The organism is Streptomyces sp. NPDC052114 (assembly GCF_040680155.1).
In the GTDB taxonomy this organism is placed as follows: Bacteria; Actinomycetota; Actinomycetes; order Streptomycetales; family Streptomycetaceae; genus Streptomyces.
The window spans coordinates 1-17,526 of the sequence record NZ_JBFAWC010000020.1; the positions used below are offsets into that span (position 1 = coordinate 1).

A 17,526-nucleotide genomic window follows, 5' to 3' on the forward strand; every position below is an offset into this window, starting at 1 on the left:
CCCCCACGTCCCCTCGGGCCGGTCGGGCGCGTGCGGCCCGGTGGGGGCCGGTGCGCCCGCGCCGCGGCGGACGGGACCGTGCCGCTCCGCTGTGGGCGGCGGCACGGTGGCGAACTAGCCGCCCCCCGCTGTGGGCAGGCGTTCCGCACGGCGGAACGGGTGGGCACAGCCCCCGGTGCCGGGCAGCGATAAAGGTGGCTCCAGCCCCGGCGCAGCCGGACCGTGGCGGGTGGTGATCAAGGGGGCGCCCGCCCCGGCGCAGGCGGGGAAGAACCCCGGGGCCGGGCGGCGAGAAGTGTGGCTCCAGCCCCGGTGCAGGCGGGCAGGAACCCCGGTGCCGGGCGGCGATGACCGTGGCCCGGGCCCCGGCGCGGCCGAATGGGCCCCCTCAGCGGGAGTCGGGGGCCGTGCCTCGGGAGGTGTAGAAGGCGACCGTCAAGTCCTTGACCAGCGCCTTGCGTTCGTAGTCGTCCAGCGCGACCAGCCCCCGCTCGGTCAGCCGATGAACCGTGTCGTCCACCGCGTCGAGCACCGACGTCAGCACACTGTCCCGATGCTTCGCGTCGAGCGCCGCCACCTGCCGCCGCAGCATCGCCGCCGCCACCTCCGGCGCGTACTCCACCCGCGTCGGCCGCGCGGAGAAGACCTCGACGCCCACGGCCCGGCACTCCGCCGCCAGCGCCCTGGTCAGCGCGTCGCCGACCGCCTCCGCGTCCCGCAGCGTCGGCACGTCGTCCGCGGGCTCGCGGAAGGAGTCCGCGGGCAGCCGCGACGCCACCCGCGCGGTCACCGCCTCCACCTGCTCCCGCAGGTACTCCGTGTGGTCGTCGACCGTGAACAGCGCCCGCGCCGCGTCCTTGACCTGCCACACCACCAGCACGACGACCCGCAGTTCGACACCTTGCGCGTCGACCGCCGTCATCGGCTCGCTGCGCCAGTGCCGCAGCCGCACGTCGACCCGCCTGCGCAGCATCAACGGGCTGATCCACACCAGACCCGTGCGCCGCACGCTCCCCCGGTACCGCCCGAACAGCGACAGGGTCCACGCGCTGCCGACCCGCCCCCGGGTCAGCCCGCCCAGCGCGAAGAGCACGACGACCCCGCAGCCGCCGACGGACGCCCAGCGCCAGGCGTCGAGCCCCTGCCCCGAGGGGCGTTCGGGCAGCCGCAGGAACTCCGTGAGCCGCGCGGGGAGCAGTCCGCCCGACCAGACCAGCGCCCCGGCCCCGGCGAGGGCGAGGAGCGCCACGAGCAGCGCCCACCAGCCGGAACAGGCGCGCCCGCGCCGTTCGACGAGGTCGCGGTCGGGGCGGGGAGGGCAAGGAGCGGGACGGCTTCCCTCGGGTGCGGAGGCCTCCCCGGCGGGCGCCGCCGCCCGCGTCCGTCCCGTGCCGCGCTCGCCCTCAGGAGCCCCGGGGGACTTCGGCTTCGCCGGTTCCGCCCCGTCGCCCCGGAACAGCAGGTCCATCGGTATGGAGTCGTGCCGGTTGCGTACGACCAGTTCGCGCGCCGCGCCACCGACCGGCTTGACCGGCTTCCCGGGCCCCTTGGGCGCTGCGGGTTCCTTCGGGTCTTCCGGCACGGGCACAACCAGACTTCTCGCGGGCGCAGGTCAGTTGACGCCTCGGCAGATGATCATGAACCATGTCGATCCTGCCCGAATGGGACACCCGGCTGCACCGGCAAAGGTCCCTTACGGCCGGGACTTTCGTCCCTTGTGGGGCTCACCGGCCCCCTCCGGGAAGCCGCTCGGCCAGCACCTCCGCCAGGTGCCGCCCCCTCACCTCCGCCAGCTGCCCCAGCTGCGTGCGGCAGGAGAACCCGTCGGCCAGGACCACCGCGTCCCCGGGGGCCTGCCGCACCGCGGGGAGCAGCTGTTCCTCGGCGCAGGCCGCCGACACCTCGTAATGGCCGCGTTCGAAGCCGAAGTTGCCCGCGAGCCCGCAGCAGCCGCCGGTCAGCTCGCCCGTCAGGCCGGCCTTCTCGCGCAGCCGCCGCTCGGCCGCGTCGCCGAGGACCGCGTGCTGGTGGCAGTGGGTCTGGCCGACCACCGGGCGGTCGACGCGCGGCGGGCGCCACTGCGGGGCCAGCTCCTCCAGGGCCTGCGCGAACGTGCGGACCGAGGCGGCGAGCCGGTGCGCGCGCGGGTCGTCGCCGAGGAGTTCGACGAGGTCGGTCCTGAGGGCGGCGGCGCAGCTCGGCTCCAGGACGACGACCGGGGTGCCGGCTTCCAGGAGCGGGGCGACGCGGTCGAGCGTGGCGCGCAGGACGGCGCGGGCGCGGTCGAGCTGGCCGGTGGAGACGTACGTCAGGCCGCAGCACACGCCGTCCGGGGGCAGCGCGACGAGGAGCCCCGCGTCCTCCAGGACCCGCACCGCGGCCCGGCCCACCGCCGGCGAGAGGTGGTCGGTGAACGTGTCGGGCCAGAGCACGACGTCCGGCCGTGGCCTGCCGCGCGGGCCGCTCCCGGACCGCCGCCGCGACCGGCTCCGCCACCACTGCCGCAGGGTCCGCGTCGCCACCTCGGGCACCGGGCGGCGCGCGTCGATCCCGCCGAGCCGCTTGCCGAGCGCCGCCAACGGACCGATGCGCGCGAGGGCGTTGACGAGCGGTGCCGTGCGCGTCGCGGCGACGGCCCGCAGCCAGCGCGGCAGCCATCCCATCGCGTAGTGGGCGGCGGGCCTGCGGCGGCCTTCGTAGTGGTGGTGGAGGAACTCGGCCTTGTACGTGGCCATGTCGACGCCCACCGGGCAGTCCGAGCGGCAGCCCTTGCAGGACAGGCAGAGGTCGAGGGCGTCCTTGACCTCGGTGGAGCGCCAGCCGTCGGTGACCACCTCGCCCGCGAGCATCTCGTGCAGCAGGCGGGCGCGCCCGCGCGTGGAGTGCTCCTCCTCCCCCGTGACGCGGTACGACGGGCACATCACGGAGGTGGGCGACGCCGGGCTCGACGTACGGCACTTGGCGACGCCCACGCAGCGGCGGACCGCGGCCGAGAAGTCGCCTCCGTCGTGCGGATAGCCGAAGGCGACGTCGACCGGCTCGCGGGGCAGCGGGGCGAAGCGCAGGTCGGCGTCGAGGGGTGCGGGGCGCACCAGCATGCCGGGGTTGAGCAGGCCCGCCGGGTCCCAGACGTCCTTCACGCGCTCGAAGAGGCGGACGAGTTCGGGGCCGTACATCGTGGGGAGCAGCTCCGCGCGGGCCTGTCCGTCGCCGTGCTCGCCGGAGAGCGATCCGCCGTGCGCGACGACCAGCGCGGCGAGGTCCTCGGAGAACCGCCGGAAGCGGGCGACGCCCTCGCGGCCGAGCAGGTCGAAGTCGATGCGTACGTGGATGCAGCCGTCCCCGAAGTGTCCGTACGGCGTGCCGCGCAGGCCGTGTTCGCCGAGCAGCGCCCTGAAGTCCTTCAGGTAGTCGCCGAGGCGGGCGGGCGGCACGGCGCAGTCCTCCCAGCCGGGCCAGGCCTCGCTGCCGTCGGGCATGCGGGTCGCCGTGCCGCTGGCGTCCTCGCGCACGCGCCACAGCGACCGCTGTCCTGCGGGGTCGTCGACGACGAGCGCGTCCGTCACGTCGGCGGCCCGCACGATCGACTCGGCACGCGCGCGTGCCTCGGCCGGGCTCTGGCCGCCGGTCTCGACGAACAGCCAGGCCCCGCCCTTGGGCAGGTCGTTGGCGTGCGAGGAGCCGCGCACCAGGTCGGCGGCCATGCCCTCGACGGTGAGCGGGCCGTGCGGGAGCAGTCCGGCGGCGGCCTGGGCGGCGGCGCTCTCGTCGGCGTACCCGAGCACGGCGAGCGCCCGCGCGCGGGGTGCCTCGACGAGGCGTACGTCCGCTTCGGTGACGATGCCGAGGGTGCCCTCCGAGCCGCAGAAGGCACGGGCGAGGTCCGGGCCGCGCTCCGGGAGCAGGGCGTCCAGGGCGTAGCCGGAGATGCGGCGCGGCAGATCGGGGAACCCGGTGCGCAGGAGCGCCAGGTGACGGTCCACCAGGGGGCGCAGCCCTTCGGGGGCGCCGTCCCAGCCGTGGCCGAGGCGGTGGGTGCCGCCCCGGGCTCCGACGACCGACAGCCGGTGGACGTTGTCGGCCGTCGTCCCCCAGGCCACCGAGTGCGACCCGCAGGAGTTGTTGCCGATCATGCCGCCGAGCGTGCAGCGGCTGTGGGTGGAGGGGTCGGGGCCGAAGGTCAGTCCGTGCGCGGCCGCGGCGGAGCGCAGGTCGTCCAGGACGACGCCCGGCTGGACCACGGCGGTGCGCGCGCCGGGGTCCAGGGACACGATGCGGTTCATGTGCCGGGTGAAGTCGAGGACGACGCCGACTCCGGTGGCCTGCCCGGCGATCGAGGTGCCCGCGCCACGCGCCACGACCGGCACGTTCCGCGCGCGGCACACCGCGAGGGCCGCCGCCACGTCGTCGGCGTCGCGCGGGGCGAGCACCGCGTCGGGCACCCGGCGGTAGTTGGAGGCGTCCATGGTGTGCAGGGCCCGTGCGGTGACGGAGAGGTCCACCTCGCCGCGCACGGCCGCGCGCAGGTCCCTCGCCAGGCCGTCGGGGCCGCCGTCGAGATCGCTCATGCCGTCCAGGATGCATCCGCGGGGGCCCCTCGGGACCACCCCGCCTCACCCGCTATTTCACGATCCGGACGGAAAGATTCCCCACTTGGTCCGCAACTCTCCTATAGTGACCAACTCTTGAGCAGAGTGTGTCGCTTCCGATCGAGGAACCCGTTTGATGACCGCGCCAACCCCCTTCGCGCGCCCCGGGACGGAGCACCCTCCGCTGCGCCCGACCGCGCTCGTCCTGCTCGCCTGCGCCGTGGCCACCGCGGCGCTCACCGGAGCCGCCGTGGCCCTCGCGCCCGCCTCCGTACGCACCCCCCTGGCATGGGGATGCGGCGCAGCCTCCCTCGCGCTGAGCGCCGCCGTGGCGCTCGCCTTCCACGGCCTGCGCGGCACCCGCCTCCAGCGCCGGCACGCCGAGTCCGTACGACAGGACGCCGAACGGCTCGTACGGGAGCAGGCCGCCCGGACCGAGGAGTTCACCCGCGAACGCACCGCGCTGACCGAGTTCTTCGCGCGGGAGCGGACCGAACTGACCGTGCGCGCCCGCACCGCCGAGTCCGAGCGCGCCGCCGCCCTCGCCGCCTGCGCCAACGCGGCGGGCCGCATGCAGGCCCTGGCCACCGGCATGCTCGCCGACCTGCGCGACATGGAGGGCAGGCACGCCGACGAGGACGTCCTCACCGACCTCCTCCACCTGGACCACAGGACCGCGCAGGCCGGCCGCATCGCCGACTCGGTGGCCGTCCTCACCGGCGCCCGCTCGGGCCGCCGCTGGGCCCGGCCCATCGTCATGGAGTCGATCCTGCGCGGCGCGATGGGCCGCATCGGCGGCTACCAGCGCGTACGCGTCCACTCGGCCAGCGACGTCGCCGTGGCGGGCCACGCGGCCGAGGGCGTCATGCACGCCCTGGCCGAACTCCTGGACAACGCAGCGAACTTCTCGCCGCCCACCTCCGAAGTGCACGTCTACATCGAGGAAGTCGCGGCCGGCGTCATCGTCTCCGTCGAGGACAGCGGCCTGGTGATGGGCGCGGTGCAGCAGCGCCGCGCCGAGCAGGCCGTGTCCGGCGAGACGACGGGCCTCGGCGGTCTGTCGGGCACCCGGCTCGGTCTCGCGGTGGTCGGCAGGCTGGCCCGCAAGCACGGTCTGACGGTGTCGTTCCGGCCCTCCGCGCGCGGCGGCACGGGCGTGCTCCTGCTGATACCGCAGGAGCTGCTCTCCCGCCCCTCGGAGACCGCTCCCGCCCCCGCGCAGGCCCTGCCCCCGGCCCCGGCGGTCCGCCCGGCCGCCCCGGCCGCCCCGGCCGCCCCGGCTGTCCCGGCCCTGACGAGCCCCCCTGCCGCCCCCGAGACCGCCCTCGACGTCGCCCTCGACCGCGTCGACCCCGACCCCGTGCCCACGCACGAGACCGCGGCCGAGGCCCCCGCGCCGCCCGCCGCCCCGGCGCCCGCCGCCACCGGCTCGCTCCCCAAGCGCCCCCGCGGCCGCACCCTCGCCGCCGCCGAGCGCGCCCGCGCCGACAGCGACACCGGCGAGACCCGCATCCGGCCGCGCTCCGGCACCGCCGCGAGCACCGCGGCCCGCTTCAGCAGCTTCCGTCAGGCCGTCCGCACCACTCCCCAGGAGCCCACGGAACCCGCCGGTCCCACCGGTTCCGCCGAGGGCGCGGACGCCCCCGCAACTCCCCCGTACCCGGAAGGCGAATCCCCCCGATGACCACCGGCACCACCCCCGGCAGCACCACCGACGACAAGCTCACCTGGCTCCTCGAAGGGCTCCTGGAGCGCACCCCCGGGGCCCGCCACGCCCTCGTGCTCTCCCGGGACGGCCTGAAGCTGTGCCGCACCCCCGAACTCTCCGTCGACCAGGCCGACCAGCTCGCCGCGATAGCCGCCGGCATCCAGTCCCTGTCGCACGGCGCGTCCGCCGAGTTCGGCGACGGCAGCGGCGGGGTCCGCTCGGCGATGACCGAGTTCTACGGCGGCATCCTCTTCATCGTCGAGGCGGGCGAGGGCGCGCACCTCGCGGTCATCGCCGCCGAGGACGCCGACGCGGGCATGGTCGGGCACACCATGAGCGAGCTCGTCGAGCAGCTCGGCGAGCACCTGCGCGCCGAGCCCCGCGCGGACGGCGGCCGCACCCTGCCCGCCTCATGAGCCGCCCCGGCCGCGACGACTCCCCCGACCGGCTGTACACCCTCACCGGAGGGCGCAGCCGGTCCGCGCCCGACACCCCCTTCGACCTGGTGACCCTCGTCGTCGCCGAGTCGGACCCGGTGCCCGGCATGCAGTCCGAGCACACCGCGATCCTGCGGCTGTGCCACCTGCCGACGGCCGTGGTGGAGATCGCCGCCGAGCTCGGCCTGCCGGTGAGCATCACGCGCATCCTGCTCTCCGACCTGCTCGACGCGGGCCGGATCAGCGCCCGGCACCCGCGCGCCGCCGCCGACCACAGCCTTCCCGACCCCGACATCCTGGAGCAGGTGCTCGTTGGACTCCGCAACCTCTGAACGTACGCCCGCGCCCGACCGTACGTCCGGGCACCGGGAGCTGGCCGCGACCGCCGACAACGGGCTCAAGATCGTCGTGGTCGGCGGCTTCGGCGTCGGCAAGACCACCCTGGTCCGCTCGGTCAGCGAGATCCGCCCCCTCACCACCGAGGAGACGATGACCCAGGCCGGCCGGGGCATCGACGAGACCGGCGGCCTCGACGGGCTGCGCGCCAAGACCTCCACGACCGTCGCCTTCGACTTCGGCCGCATCTCGCTCGACGCGCGCAACGTCCTCTACCTCTTCGGCGCCCCCGGCCAGGAGCGCTTCTGGTTCCTGTGGGACCGCCTCTTCTCCGGCACGCTCGGCGCGGTCGTCCTCGTCGACACCCGCCGCCTGGAGGACTCCTGGTACGCGATCGACCGCCTGGAGCACCACGGCACCCCGTTCATCGTGGCCCGCAACGACTTCGGCGGCCCCGCCCCCACCCCCGGGGAGCTGCGCGAGGCGCTCGACCTGGATCCCGGGGTGCCGCTCATCGACTGCGACGCGCGCTCCCGACAGTCCGGCAAGGACGTCCTGATCACGCTCGTCGAGCACCTCAAGTCGCGGTACGCCGCCGCGCCGCACGCCCAGGAGACCGCCCAGTGACCTGCCCCGTAACCGGTGCCGCCGCCGCGCCCGGTCCCGTCCCGCTGTCCGGGCCCCGGTTCGCCGCCGAACCCGCGGTGCTGTACCGGGAGATGCGGCGCGACCACGGCCCCGTCGCGCCCGTCCTCCTGGACGGCGACGTGCCCGCCTGGCTGGTCCTCGGCTACCGCGAACTGCACCAGGTCACCGGCGACCCGGTCCTGTTCAGCCGCGACTCCGAGCTGTGGAACCAGTGGCCGCACATCCCCGCCGACTGGCCGCTGCTCCCGATGATCGGCCACAAGCAGCCCTCGATCCTCTACACCGTCGGCGAGCGGCACGTGCAGCGCGCCGCGATGATCGCCCACGCCCTGGAGTCCGTCGACCCCTTCGAACTCAAGGCGCACGCCGAGCAGTTCGCGGACGAGCTCATCGACCGGTTCTGCGGCAAGGGCGCCACGGAGATCGTCGCCGAGTACGCGATGCTCCTGCCCGTGCGCGTCCTGGCCCGCATCTACGGCTTCTCCGACGCGCAGGGCCCCGGCCTCGTCACCGCCATGAACGACATGATCGACGGACGGGAGCGGGCGCTCGCGGGCCAGCACCACCTCGCCTCGTCGATGGTCGCGCTGCTCGCGGACAAGCATGCCGACCCGGGCCAGGACGTGGCCTCGTACATGCTGGAGACCCAGCTCGCGCAGGACGGCTCCGGCTTCACCGACGAGGAGATCGCCCAGGACCTGATGGTCATGATGGCGGCGGGCCACCAGCCGACCGCCGACTGGATCGGCAACTCGCTGCGCCTGATGCTCACCGACGACCGCTTCGCCGCCTCCCTCTTCGGCGGCCGGCACAGCGTCGCCGAGGCCATGAACGAGGTCCTCTGGGAGGACACCCCCACCCAGAACGTCGCCGGGCGCTGGGCCTCGCGCGACACCCAGCTGGGCGGGCGCCGCATCAACGCGGGCGACCTGCTGCTGCTCGGCCTCGCCGCCGCCAACGCCGACCCACAGGTCCGCACCGACGGGTCCGCCCTGACCGGCGGCAACAGCGCCCACTTCTCCTTCGGGCACGGCGAGCACCGCTGCCCCTTCCCCGCCCAGGAGGTCGCCGAGGTCATCGCGCGGACCGGCATCGAGGTGCTCCTCGACCGGCTGCCCGACCTCGACCTCGCGGTCCCGGCCGAGTCCCTGACCCGCCGCCCCTCGCCCTGGCTGCGCGGCCTGACCGAGCTGCCGGTTGCCTTCACCCCGACCTCAGCCCTTGGAGAACCCAGATGACAGGCTCCGACAGAATCGCCCTCGACCCGTTCGTCACCGACCTGGAGGGCGAGGGCGCGCGGCTGCGCGCGGCGGGCCCGCTCGCCGAGGTCGAGCTGCCCGGCGGCGTCCCGGTATGGGCGGTCACCCACCACGCCGAGGCCCGCCAACTCCTCACCGACAAGCGCCTGGTGAAGGACATCGAGGTCTGGGGCGCCTGGCGGCGCGGCGAGATACCCGCCGACTGGCCGCTGATCGGCCTGGCCAACCCCGGCCGTTCCATGCTGACGGTCGACGGCGAGGAGCACCGCCGGATGCGCGCGCTGGTCGCGCAGGCGCTGACGCCGCGCCGGGTGGAGCACATGCGGGGCCGCATCGCGGAGCTGACCGAGGGCCTCCTCGACCAGGTCGCCGCCGCCGGCTCCGCCGCGTCGCAGGGAGCTGAGGGGACTGAGGGGTCTGAGGGGTCTGAGGGGTCTGAGGGGTCTGAGGGGTCTGAGGGGGCTGAGGGATCCGGTGTCGTCGACCTGAAGGCCGCGTTCGCCTACCCCCTGCCCATGTACGTCATCAGCGACCTGATGGGCATCGACGAGGCCGACCACCCGCGCCTGAAGGTGCTGTTCGACAAGTTCTTCTCCTCCCAGACCCCGCCCGAGGAGGTCGTGGCCACGCTCGGCGAGCTCGCCGAGATGATGGGCAGGGTCGTCGCGGCCCGCCGTGCCGAGCCCGGCGACGACCTGACCAGCGCGCTCATCCAGGCCTCCGAGGACGGCGACCACCTCACCGACGCGGAGATCCTCTCCACGCTCCAGCTGATGGTCGCGGCCGGCCACGAGACGACGATCTCCCTCATCGTGAACGCCGTCGTCAACCTCTCCGCCCACCCCGAGCAGCTGGCCCTGGTCCGCTCCGGCGAGGTCGGCTGGGACGCGGTGATCGAGGAGACCCTGCGCTTCTCGACCCCCACCTCGCACGTCCTGATCCGCTTCGCCGCCGAGGACGTCCCGGTCGGCGACAAGGTGATCCCGAAGGGGGACGCGCTGATCGTCTCGTACGGCGCGATCGGCCACGACGAGCAGGCCCACGGGCCCACGGCGGGCGCCTTCGACATCACCCGCACGTCCCCCACCCGCCACATCTCCTTCGGCCACGGCCCGCACGTCTGCCCCGGCGCCGCGCTCTCCCGCCTGGAGGCCGGGGTGGCGCTGCCGGCCCTGTACGCCCGCTTCCCCGGCCTGACCCTCGCGGTCCCGCGCACGGACCTGCGCAACAAGCCGGTGGTGACGCAGAACGACCTGTACGAACTGCCGGTGCGGCTGGGGAGCTAGGAGGGTCGGCCCCTCCGGCGCCTGAGGAGCGGGGTCCGGGCGGAGCCCCGAGTCGTCCACGCCCGGTGGGACGCACGATCTCACCGGGCGGACACCGGCAGGACGGCTTGACTTGAGCCGCTAGGCTCCTGCCGTGGCTGAGATCCAGATTCCCGCTGACATGAAGCCCGCCGACGGCCGTTTCGGCGCGGGCCCCTCCAAGGTGCGTACGGAGGCGCTGGACGCCCTGGCCGCCACCGGCACCTCCCTCCTCGGCACCTCCCACCGTCAGGCCCCGGTCAAGAACCTGGTCGGCCGGGTGCGCGATGGCGTCAAGGACCTCTTCTCCCTGCCCGAGGGCTATGAGGTGATCCTCGGCAACGGCGGCTCCACCGCCTTCTGGGACGTGGCGACGCACGGCCTGATCGAGAACAAGTCGCAGCACCTCAGCTTCGGCGAGTTCTCCTCCAAGTTCGCGAAGGCCGCCAAGCTCGCCCCGTGGCTGGCCGAGCCCACCGTGATCGCCTCGGACCCGGGCACCCACCCGGACCCGAAGGCGGAGGCGGGCGTCGACGTCTACGCCCTCACGCACAACGAGACCTCCACGGGTGTCGCGGCCCCGATCAAGCGCGTCGACGGCGCGGACCCCGGGGCCCTGGTCCTGGTGGACGCCACGTCCGGCGCGGGCGGCCTGCCGGTCGACGTCGCCGAGTCGGACGTCTACTACTTCGCCCCGCAGAAGTCCTTCGCCGCGGACGGCGGCCTGTGGATCGGCCTGTTCTCCCCGGCCGCGATCGAGCGCGCCGAGCGGATCCACGCGTCCGGCCGGCACGTCCCGGAGTTCTTCTCGCTGCCGACGGCGATCGACAACTCCCGCAAGAACCAGACGTACAACACCCCGGCGCTCGCCACGCTCTTCCTGCTCGCCGAGCAGCTGGACTGGATGAACGGCCAGGGCGGCCTGGAGTTCACCACCGGCCGCACCGCCGCCTCCTCGGCCGCGCTGTACGGCTGGGCCGAGGAGTCCAAGTACGCGACGCCGTTCGTCACCGACCCGGCCAAGCGCTCGCGGGTCATCGGCACGATCGACTTCGCGGACGAGATCGACGCGGCGGCGGTCGCGAAGGCCCTGCGCGCGAACGGCATCGTCGACACGGAGCCGTACCGCAAGCTCGGCCGCAACCAGCTGCGGATCGCGATGTTCCCGGCGGTCGACCCGGCGGACGTCGAGGCGCTCACCCAGTGCATCGACTACGTCATCGAGAAGCTCTGACCTCAGCGCGTACGCCGACGGGGGCGCCCGGCACCTGACCGTGCCGGGCGCCCCCGTTCGCGTGCTCTCAGCGGCTGAGCTGCTGGAACTTCCGTACCGCGAGCGGCAGGAAGACCAGCGAGACCGCCAGCGGCCACACCACGGACATCAGCAGGGCGTGCTGCTCCACCCAACTGCCGCCGCCCGCACCGGGGTTGCCGAACAGCTCACGGGTGGCCGTACCCGTCGAGGACACCGGGTTCCACGCGGCGACCGGGCCGAGCCAGTCGGGCATCAGCGACGGCGCCACGAAGATGCTGGAGATCATCGTGAGCGGGAAGGCGACGGCGTAGAGCCCGCCGGCCGCCTCCGGGCTCGGCACCACGAGCCCGAGGAGGACGCCCACCCAGATCAGGCTGAACCGCAGGAGCAGCAGCAGCCCGAAGGCGGCGAGGGTGTCGAGGAGCCCCGCTTCGGAGCGCCAGCCGATGGCGAGGGCGGTCACCGCGAGGATGGCCAGCTCGGCGCAGGCCACGATCAGGTCGGCGAGGCCCCGCCCGGACACCGCCGCGGAGGGTGCCATCGGCATCGAGCGGAAGCGGTCGATGACGCCCTTCGTCGAGTCCGTGGCCACGCCCACCGCGGTGTTCATGAACCCGAAGGCCATGGTCATCACGAACATGCCGGGCATCAGGAACTGCGTGTAGTCGCCGTCGTCGCCCCCGCCGGGCACCTTCATCGCCTCGCCGAAGACGAAGGCGTACAGCAGCACGCTGATGATGGGGAAGCCCAACTGCCAGACGATGGTGACGGGTTGGCGCAGATAGTGGGTCAGATAGCGGCGGGTGACGTTCCAGCAGTCGACGAGGGCCCAGTGCAGCCGTCCGCGCGCGGGGCCGGTGGTGAGGACGGCGCTCATGCGGCCACCGCCCGCTCGTCGTCGTCGGAGGCCTGTCCCGTAAGGCGCAGGAACACGTCGTCCAGGCTCGGCCTGCGCAGGCCGATGTCCTCGACGACGACGCCCGCGTCGCGCAGGGTCCGCGCCACCTCGGTCAGGGCGCCGACCCGGTCGGTCACGGCGGCCTGCACGCGGCGCTCCAGGGGGACGGCGAGCGGTTCGCCGTCGCAGACGCGGGTGACGGCACGGACCGCGGCGGGCAGGTCGGCGCTCTCGCGCACCACGACGTCGAGGTGGCTGCCGCCCACGGTGTTCTTCAGGCCGTCGGGGGTGTCGTCGGCGATGGCCCGGCCGCGGTCGATGACGGTGATGCGGGAGGCGAGCCGGTCGGCCTCCTCCAGGTACTGGGTGGTGAGCAGCACGGTCGTGCCGCGTGCCACCAAGTCCCGTACGGAGTCCCAGACTTCGAGGCGGCCGCGCGGGTCGAGTCCGGTGGTCGGCTCGTCGAGGAAGAGGACGGCGGGCGCGAGGATCATCGAGGCGGCGAGGTCGAGGCGGCGCCGCATGCCGCCGCTGTACTGGCCCGCGCCCTTCTCCGCCGCGTCCTCCAGGTGGAACTGCTCCAGGAGCTCCTGGGCGCGCCGGGCCGCGCGGCGGGCGCCCAGGTGGAAGAGGCGGCCGAACATCTCCAGGTTCTGCCGCCCGGTGAGGACCTCGTCGACCGCGGCGTACTGCCCGGCGAGGCCGATGCGGCCGCGTACGAGGGCGGGCTCGCGCGCCACGTCGGCGCCGGCCACCTCGGCGCGGCCCTCGTCGAGGCGGACGAGCGTGGACAGGATCCGCACGGCGGTGGTCTTGCCCGCGCCGTTGGGGCCGAGCAGTCCGTGCACCGTGCCCTGCCCGACGCGCAGATCGAAGCCGTCGAGGGCGTCCTTGTCCCCGTAGCGCTTGCGGAGCCCCTCGGCCCGTACCGCGAAGCCGTTTCCGTTCATGGCCTGCCCTTCTCCCCTTATCTGGGTACGCCGTACTCAGTGGAGAGTACACCGTACCCAGTTTCAGTGGGTACGGCGTACTCAATTCATGGGCGGGCGATTAGGGTGAGAGCCATGACGAGCACGAACGGCGAGGCCGGCCGGCGCAACGGCGAGGACGGCACGCGCACCGGCAGCGAGATCACCCGCAGCCTGGAACTGCTCTGGGGCAAGGCCGAGCGCCCGACCCGGGGCCCCAAGCCGGGGCTCACCCTGGACCGGATCGTCACCGAGGCGGTGCGCCTCGCGGACGCCGAGGGCATCGGAGCCGTCTCGATGCGCCGCCTGTCCACGGAGCTCGGCACCGGCACGATGTCCCTGTACCGCTACGTCTCCGGCAAGGGCGACCTGCTCGACCTCATGCTGGACCGCGTGTTCACGGTGCCCGAGGACGAGGAGCCCTGGACGGGCACCTGGCGCGAGGGCGTCGAGGGGTACGCCCGCGAGACCCTCGTCCTGTACCGGGACCACCCCTGGCTGCTCCACGTCAACCAGGCCCGCCCCGTGCTCGGCCCCGGCGCCGTCGGCGGCCTGGACCGCACCCTGTCCCGCATCAAGCCGATGGGCCTCACCGACCCCGAGCTGATCGGCGTGATCATCATGGTCGAGGGGTACGTCACCGGGGTCGCCCGCACCCATGTGCACGAGGCGGAGGCGGTGAAGAAGAGCGGCCTGACGGACCAGGCGTTCTGGGAGGCGCAGGCGCCCACGCTGGAGCGGATCATGACGAGCGGCAGGTACCCGGTGCTCGCGGAGCTCTCCGAGGACGCGTTCGGCCCGGACTTCGACCACTTCGAGTTCGGCCTGCAACGCCTGCTGGACGGCCTGGACGTCCTGGTCGCACGGCGCGCGGCCGGGCAGGCCTAGGCCTTCTTGCGCAGCAGCCTCTTCAGCCCGAAGAACGCGAGCACGACGGCGGCCAGCGCGACGGCACCCGTCTTGAAGTCGCCGTCGATGCCCGCCCCTTGGCCGCCGCCGTCCGGTCCGCCCTTGCCGGAGCCCGAGCCGGAACCGCCCTTCCCCGCCACCTCCACGGGCGTGACCTTGCTCTGCGCGCCCTCGGTGCCGTACATCAGCGTCGTGCCGTCCGTCGTGTACGTGACGGACTCGCCCTGCCGCTGGAACGGCACGCTCAGCCGTCCCTCCCGCTCCGGCGCCCTGCCCGCGCCCTTCCAGGCGAAGGAGGCACCGCCGAAGTACTCGCGCAGGGCGAGCTGTTTCCCGTCGGGCGAGAACGCGCCGTCGGTCACCCACAGGTCGGTGTCGGCGATCTTCTTGAAGACATTGGTCCGCGAGGCCGACATCTCGGCGGGCCCTTCGTAGAGGCTGCCGCCGTTCTCCTTCTTGTCGGCGATGTAGATCCGGCCCGTCTTCGGATGCACCATCAGCGCCTCGGCGTCGCGGGGCCCGTCGGCGTACTTCACGACGTACCGCGTGGCGCGCACGCTCTGGTCCTTCAGCTCCTTCGGCTCGGGCAGCTGGTAGATCCACACGTGGGGCCAGGTGCCGCCCAGGTTGTCGCCGATGTCGCCGACGTAGAGGTTGCCGTCGCTGCCGACCGAGATCGCCTCGACGTCACGCGGGGCGCCGACGCCGGTCATGGTGACGGTGGCGACCGTCTCGCCGGTCCGGGAGTCGACGGCGTAGAGGAAGGCGCCCTTGTCCTGGTCGTTGTGCGTCCAGTAGACGCCGGGGTGGGCGCGGGAGGCGGCCAGGCCGCTGGACTCCACGATCCGCGGGTCCTTGATGGTGAACGAGTCGTGGCCGTCGGCCGCGGCGGGCGCGGCGAACGCCCCCACGGCGACGAGCCCCACGGCACCGGCGACAACAGACGGAACAGCCCGAAGCGAACGCATGGGCCCAAGCGTGCCATCCCGGCGCGGGGCCGTGCGCCGCGCGCGGCCCCGCACGGGAGCGTGCGGCGTGCTCAGCCTCACATCGCAGGCGGGGACCCGGATCCGCCATGATGAGCGGATGCTCAGGTTCATGTTCGTCGGCGACTCGATGACGATCGGAAGCGCCGGGGAACGCACCTGGCGCCACCGCATGTGGCAGCACCTGCGGGACACGTACGGGGACGACGGCTTCGCCGTGGTCGGCCCGCGCACCGCCCTCTACGACAAGGCTGCGGGCGCCCCCGTCTCCCACGACTACGCCGACGCCGCACCGGACTTCCCCCGCCACCACCTCGCGGGCTGGGGCGAGGGCTGGCTGCACATGGCGCGGGAGATCCCCGCCGCGCTCGCCCGCGACCCCGCCGACGTGCTGCTCATCTCGCTGGGCCTGATCGACCTCGGCTTCTACACGAACGCGGAGCAGACCGCCGCCAACGTCCGCGCCTTCGTCGCCCGCGCCCGCACGGCCCACCCGGGGATCCGCATGGTCCTGCTGCCGGTGATCCCCAACATCCGCGCCGAGACGGACGCGCCCTTCGCCGCCGAGGTCGCCCGCTTCAACGAACTGCTCGCCAAGACGGTGGCGGACCTGGACACGGGCGCCTCGCCGCTGCTGTTGGCCTCGCGCCCGGCCTCGTACGACATCCACGTCGACACCTACGACGGCACGCACCCGAACGCGAGCGGCGAGCACAAGCTGGCGGACGCCTTCGCGACGGCGATGGCCCAGGCGTGGGGAACCCCGGGATCCCCCGACCCGCACGACGCGTACAGCCCGCACGACGTGCACGACCCGCACGACCCCGACGGCCCCGCTTTGGTGGCCGCCTCCTAGCCGAAGGTCGCCGTTTCCTGGCCGAAGGTCACGGCCTCCTGGCCGGAAGGCGGACGCGGGGCCCTGGAGCGGCTTCCTACCGTCCAGGCATGACGGCCGACACCCCGGTGACCGGGACGACGACGAAGACGGCGGCACCCCGCCGCGCCCCGCGCGCGGGCGCCGGGGCGAGCGGGCGGGCCCTCGCCCCCGACCTGGCCCGGGGGCTGATGCTCCTGCTCATCGTGCTGTCCAACACCGCCTTCCACCTCTGGAGGTCGTCCTACGGGCCCTCCGGGTGGCAGCCCGTGAACGGCGGACCGCTCGACCACGCCGTGCAGTTCACGATGATCACCGTCCTGGACCTGCGCGTGTACCCGCTCTTCGCGTTCCTCTTCGGATACGGGATGACGCAGCTGTACCTGCGTCAGACCGCAGCGGGGACCACCCCGCGCGGCGCCGTCGGCATCCTGCGCAGGCGCAGCCTCTGCCTGATCGTCATCGGCCTCGCGCACTCCACCCTCCTCATGGCGGGCGACATCGTCGGCTATTACGGGGTGCTGAGCCTCGCCCTCGGCCTGCTCTTCCTGCGCCGGGGCGACCGCGCGCTGAAGTGGTGGATCGGCGTCGGCGTCGTGCTGATGCTGTACGTCGCCGCGCAGCCGGTCGTATCGGCCGCGCTGCACGGCGGGTTGGGCTCGCTCGGCGACGCGGGCGCCGAGCCCGGCGCGACGGCGTACGCGGCGGACGACACCAGTTGGCCCGATGCGGCCCGCACCCGCTTCGCCAGCGGCGTCTTCGTCACGTTCGTCGCGGCACCCCTCTCCCTCGTCGGGGGCGGCTTCACCGTCTTCCTGCTGGGGTTCTGGGCCGCGCGCCGCCGCGTCCTTGAGGAGCCGGGACGCCATCTGCCGCTGCTGCGCCGCACCGCCGTCATCGGCATCGCGGTCGGCTGGCTGGGCGCGCTGCCCGCCGCGCTCGCGCACATCGGCGCGCTCGACGTGCCGGACGACGCGCAGAGCGAGTCCGGGGCGCTGACCGTCCTGCGCGAACTCACCGGGAACGCCGCGGGTCTGGGGTACGTCGCCGCCGTCGCGCTGTTCGTCCACTGGTGGACGCGCCGCCCGACGCGTCGCGGCGCGAAGGCGGTCGACGCGGTCTCGGCCGTCGGCAAACGCTCCCTGTCCTGCTACCTCGCCCACTCCCTCCTCTTCGCCCCGCTGCTCGCCGCCTGGGGCCTGGGCCTCGGCGCCCACCTGACGAGCGCGACGATGGCGCTGGTCGCGGTCGGGGTGTGGCTGGTGACGGTGGCCGGCGCGTACGCCCTGGAACGGGCGGGGCGGCGGGGGCCGGTGGAGACGGTGCTGCGGCGCGTGATGTACCGGCCCTGACGG

Annotated in this window: 15 protein-coding genes; 10 read left to right on the forward strand and 5 right to left on the reverse strand. The window is 73.9% G+C overall.

Annotation, left to right across the window (positions count from 1 at the left end):
• Window positions 1–388: 388 nt before the first annotated feature.
• The gene (locus tag AB0L89_RS33545) at window positions 389–1,582 is read right to left on the reverse strand and encodes an SPFH domain-containing protein (RefSeq protein WP_365149652.1); all 1,194 of its coding nucleotides are present in this window, start codon (window positions 1,580–1,582) and stop codon (window positions 389–391) included.
• 142 nt (window positions 1,583–1,724) lie between these two features.
• Complete coding sequence (locus tag AB0L89_RS33550; RefSeq protein WP_365149655.1) at window positions 1,725–4,568, reverse strand: FAD-binding and (Fe-S)-binding domain-containing protein; 2,844 nt, start codon at window positions 4,566–4,568, stop codon at window positions 1,725–1,727.
• 157 nt (window positions 4,569–4,725) lie between these two features.
• Between AB0L89_RS33550 and AB0L89_RS33555 the strand changes: the two genes are divergently transcribed.
• From AB0L89_RS33555 to serC, 7 genes are all read left to right on the forward strand, one after another.
• Window positions 4,726–6,273 carry an ATP-binding protein gene (locus AB0L89_RS33555; RefSeq protein ID WP_365149657.1) on the forward strand — a complete coding sequence of 516 codons (1,548 nt, stop codon included), beginning with the start codon at window positions 4,726–4,728 and terminating at the stop codon, window positions 6,271–6,273.
• Complete coding sequence (locus AB0L89_RS33560; protein ID WP_365149660.1) at window positions 6,270–6,713, forward strand: roadblock/LC7 domain-containing protein; 444 nt, start codon at window positions 6,270–6,272, stop codon at window positions 6,711–6,713. Before AB0L89_RS33555 ends, AB0L89_RS33560 begins: the two co-directional genes overlap by 4 nt.
• Window positions 6,710–7,066 (forward strand): DUF742 domain-containing protein, encoded by a 357-nt coding sequence (locus AB0L89_RS33565; RefSeq protein WP_365149663.1) that lies wholly within the window; start codon window positions 6,710–6,712, stop codon window positions 7,064–7,066. Before AB0L89_RS33560 ends, AB0L89_RS33565 begins: the two co-directional genes overlap by 4 nt.
• Complete coding sequence (locus AB0L89_RS33570; protein WP_365149666.1) at window positions 7,047–7,697, forward strand: ATP/GTP-binding protein; 651 nt, start codon at window positions 7,047–7,049, stop codon at window positions 7,695–7,697. Before AB0L89_RS33565 ends, AB0L89_RS33570 begins: the two co-directional genes overlap by 20 nt.
• Complete coding sequence (locus AB0L89_RS33575) at window positions 7,694–8,956, forward strand: cytochrome P450 (protein WP_365149669.1); 1,263 nt, start codon at window positions 7,694–7,696, stop codon at window positions 8,954–8,956. Before AB0L89_RS33570 ends, AB0L89_RS33575 begins: the two co-directional genes overlap by 4 nt.
• Entirely contained in the window at window positions 8,953–10,263 is a 1,311-nt protein-coding gene (locus AB0L89_RS33580; RefSeq protein ID WP_365149672.1) for a cytochrome P450, read from the forward strand. Before AB0L89_RS33575 ends, AB0L89_RS33580 begins: the two co-directional genes overlap by 4 nt.
• A gap of 133 nt (window positions 10,264–10,396) precedes the next feature.
• Window positions 10,397–11,515, forward strand: a complete 1,119-nt coding sequence (serC, locus tag AB0L89_RS33585) for a phosphoserine transaminase (protein WP_365149675.1) — start codon at window positions 10,397–10,399, stop codon at window positions 11,513–11,515.
• Window positions 11,516–11,582: 67 nt separating this feature from the next.
• On the opposite strand, the gene AB0L89_RS33590 is transcribed toward serC, so the two are convergent.
• Together AB0L89_RS33590 and AB0L89_RS33595 are read right to left on the reverse strand one after the other, a co-directional pair.
• On the reverse strand, window positions 11,583–12,413 hold the full coding sequence (locus AB0L89_RS33590; protein ID WP_365149678.1) for an ABC transporter permease: 831 nt from the start codon (window positions 12,411–12,413) through the stop codon (window positions 11,583–11,585).
• Window positions 12,410–13,384, reverse strand: coding sequence for an ATP-binding cassette domain-containing protein (locus AB0L89_RS33595; RefSeq protein ID WP_365149681.1), 975 nt, complete (start codon window positions 13,382–13,384; stop codon window positions 12,410–12,412). The genes AB0L89_RS33590 and AB0L89_RS33595 overlap by 4 nt, the downstream gene beginning before the upstream one ends.
• Before the next feature lie 114 nt (window positions 13,385–13,498).
• Here AB0L89_RS33595 and AB0L89_RS33600 point away from each other — a divergent pair, with 114 nt between their 5' ends.
• A complete protein-coding gene (locus AB0L89_RS33600; protein WP_365149684.1) occupies window positions 13,499–14,290 on the forward strand; it encodes a TetR/AcrR family transcriptional regulator in 792 nt (263 codons plus the stop codon).
• Here the strand turns inward: AB0L89_RS33600 and AB0L89_RS33605 are convergent.
• Complete coding sequence (locus AB0L89_RS33605) at window positions 14,287–15,279, reverse strand: WD40 repeat domain-containing protein (RefSeq protein WP_365149687.1); 993 nt, start codon at window positions 15,277–15,279, stop codon at window positions 14,287–14,289. The genes AB0L89_RS33600 and AB0L89_RS33605 overlap by 4 nt on opposite strands.
• 118 nt (window positions 15,280–15,397) lie before the next feature.
• On the opposite strand from AB0L89_RS33605, the gene AB0L89_RS33610 reads away from it, so the two are divergent.
• Together AB0L89_RS33610 and AB0L89_RS33615 are read left to right on the forward strand one after the other, a co-directional pair.
• Complete coding sequence (locus AB0L89_RS33610) at window positions 15,398–16,153, forward strand: GDSL-type esterase/lipase family protein (protein ID WP_365149690.1); 756 nt, start codon at window positions 15,398–15,400, stop codon at window positions 16,151–16,153.
• 89 nt (window positions 16,154–16,242) lie between these two features.
• The gene (locus tag AB0L89_RS33615; protein ID WP_365149693.1) at window positions 16,243–17,523 is read left to right on the forward strand and encodes a DUF418 domain-containing protein; all 1,281 of its coding nucleotides are present in this window, start codon (window positions 16,243–16,245) and stop codon (window positions 17,521–17,523) included.
• Window positions 17,524–17,526: the final 3 nt, after the last annotated feature.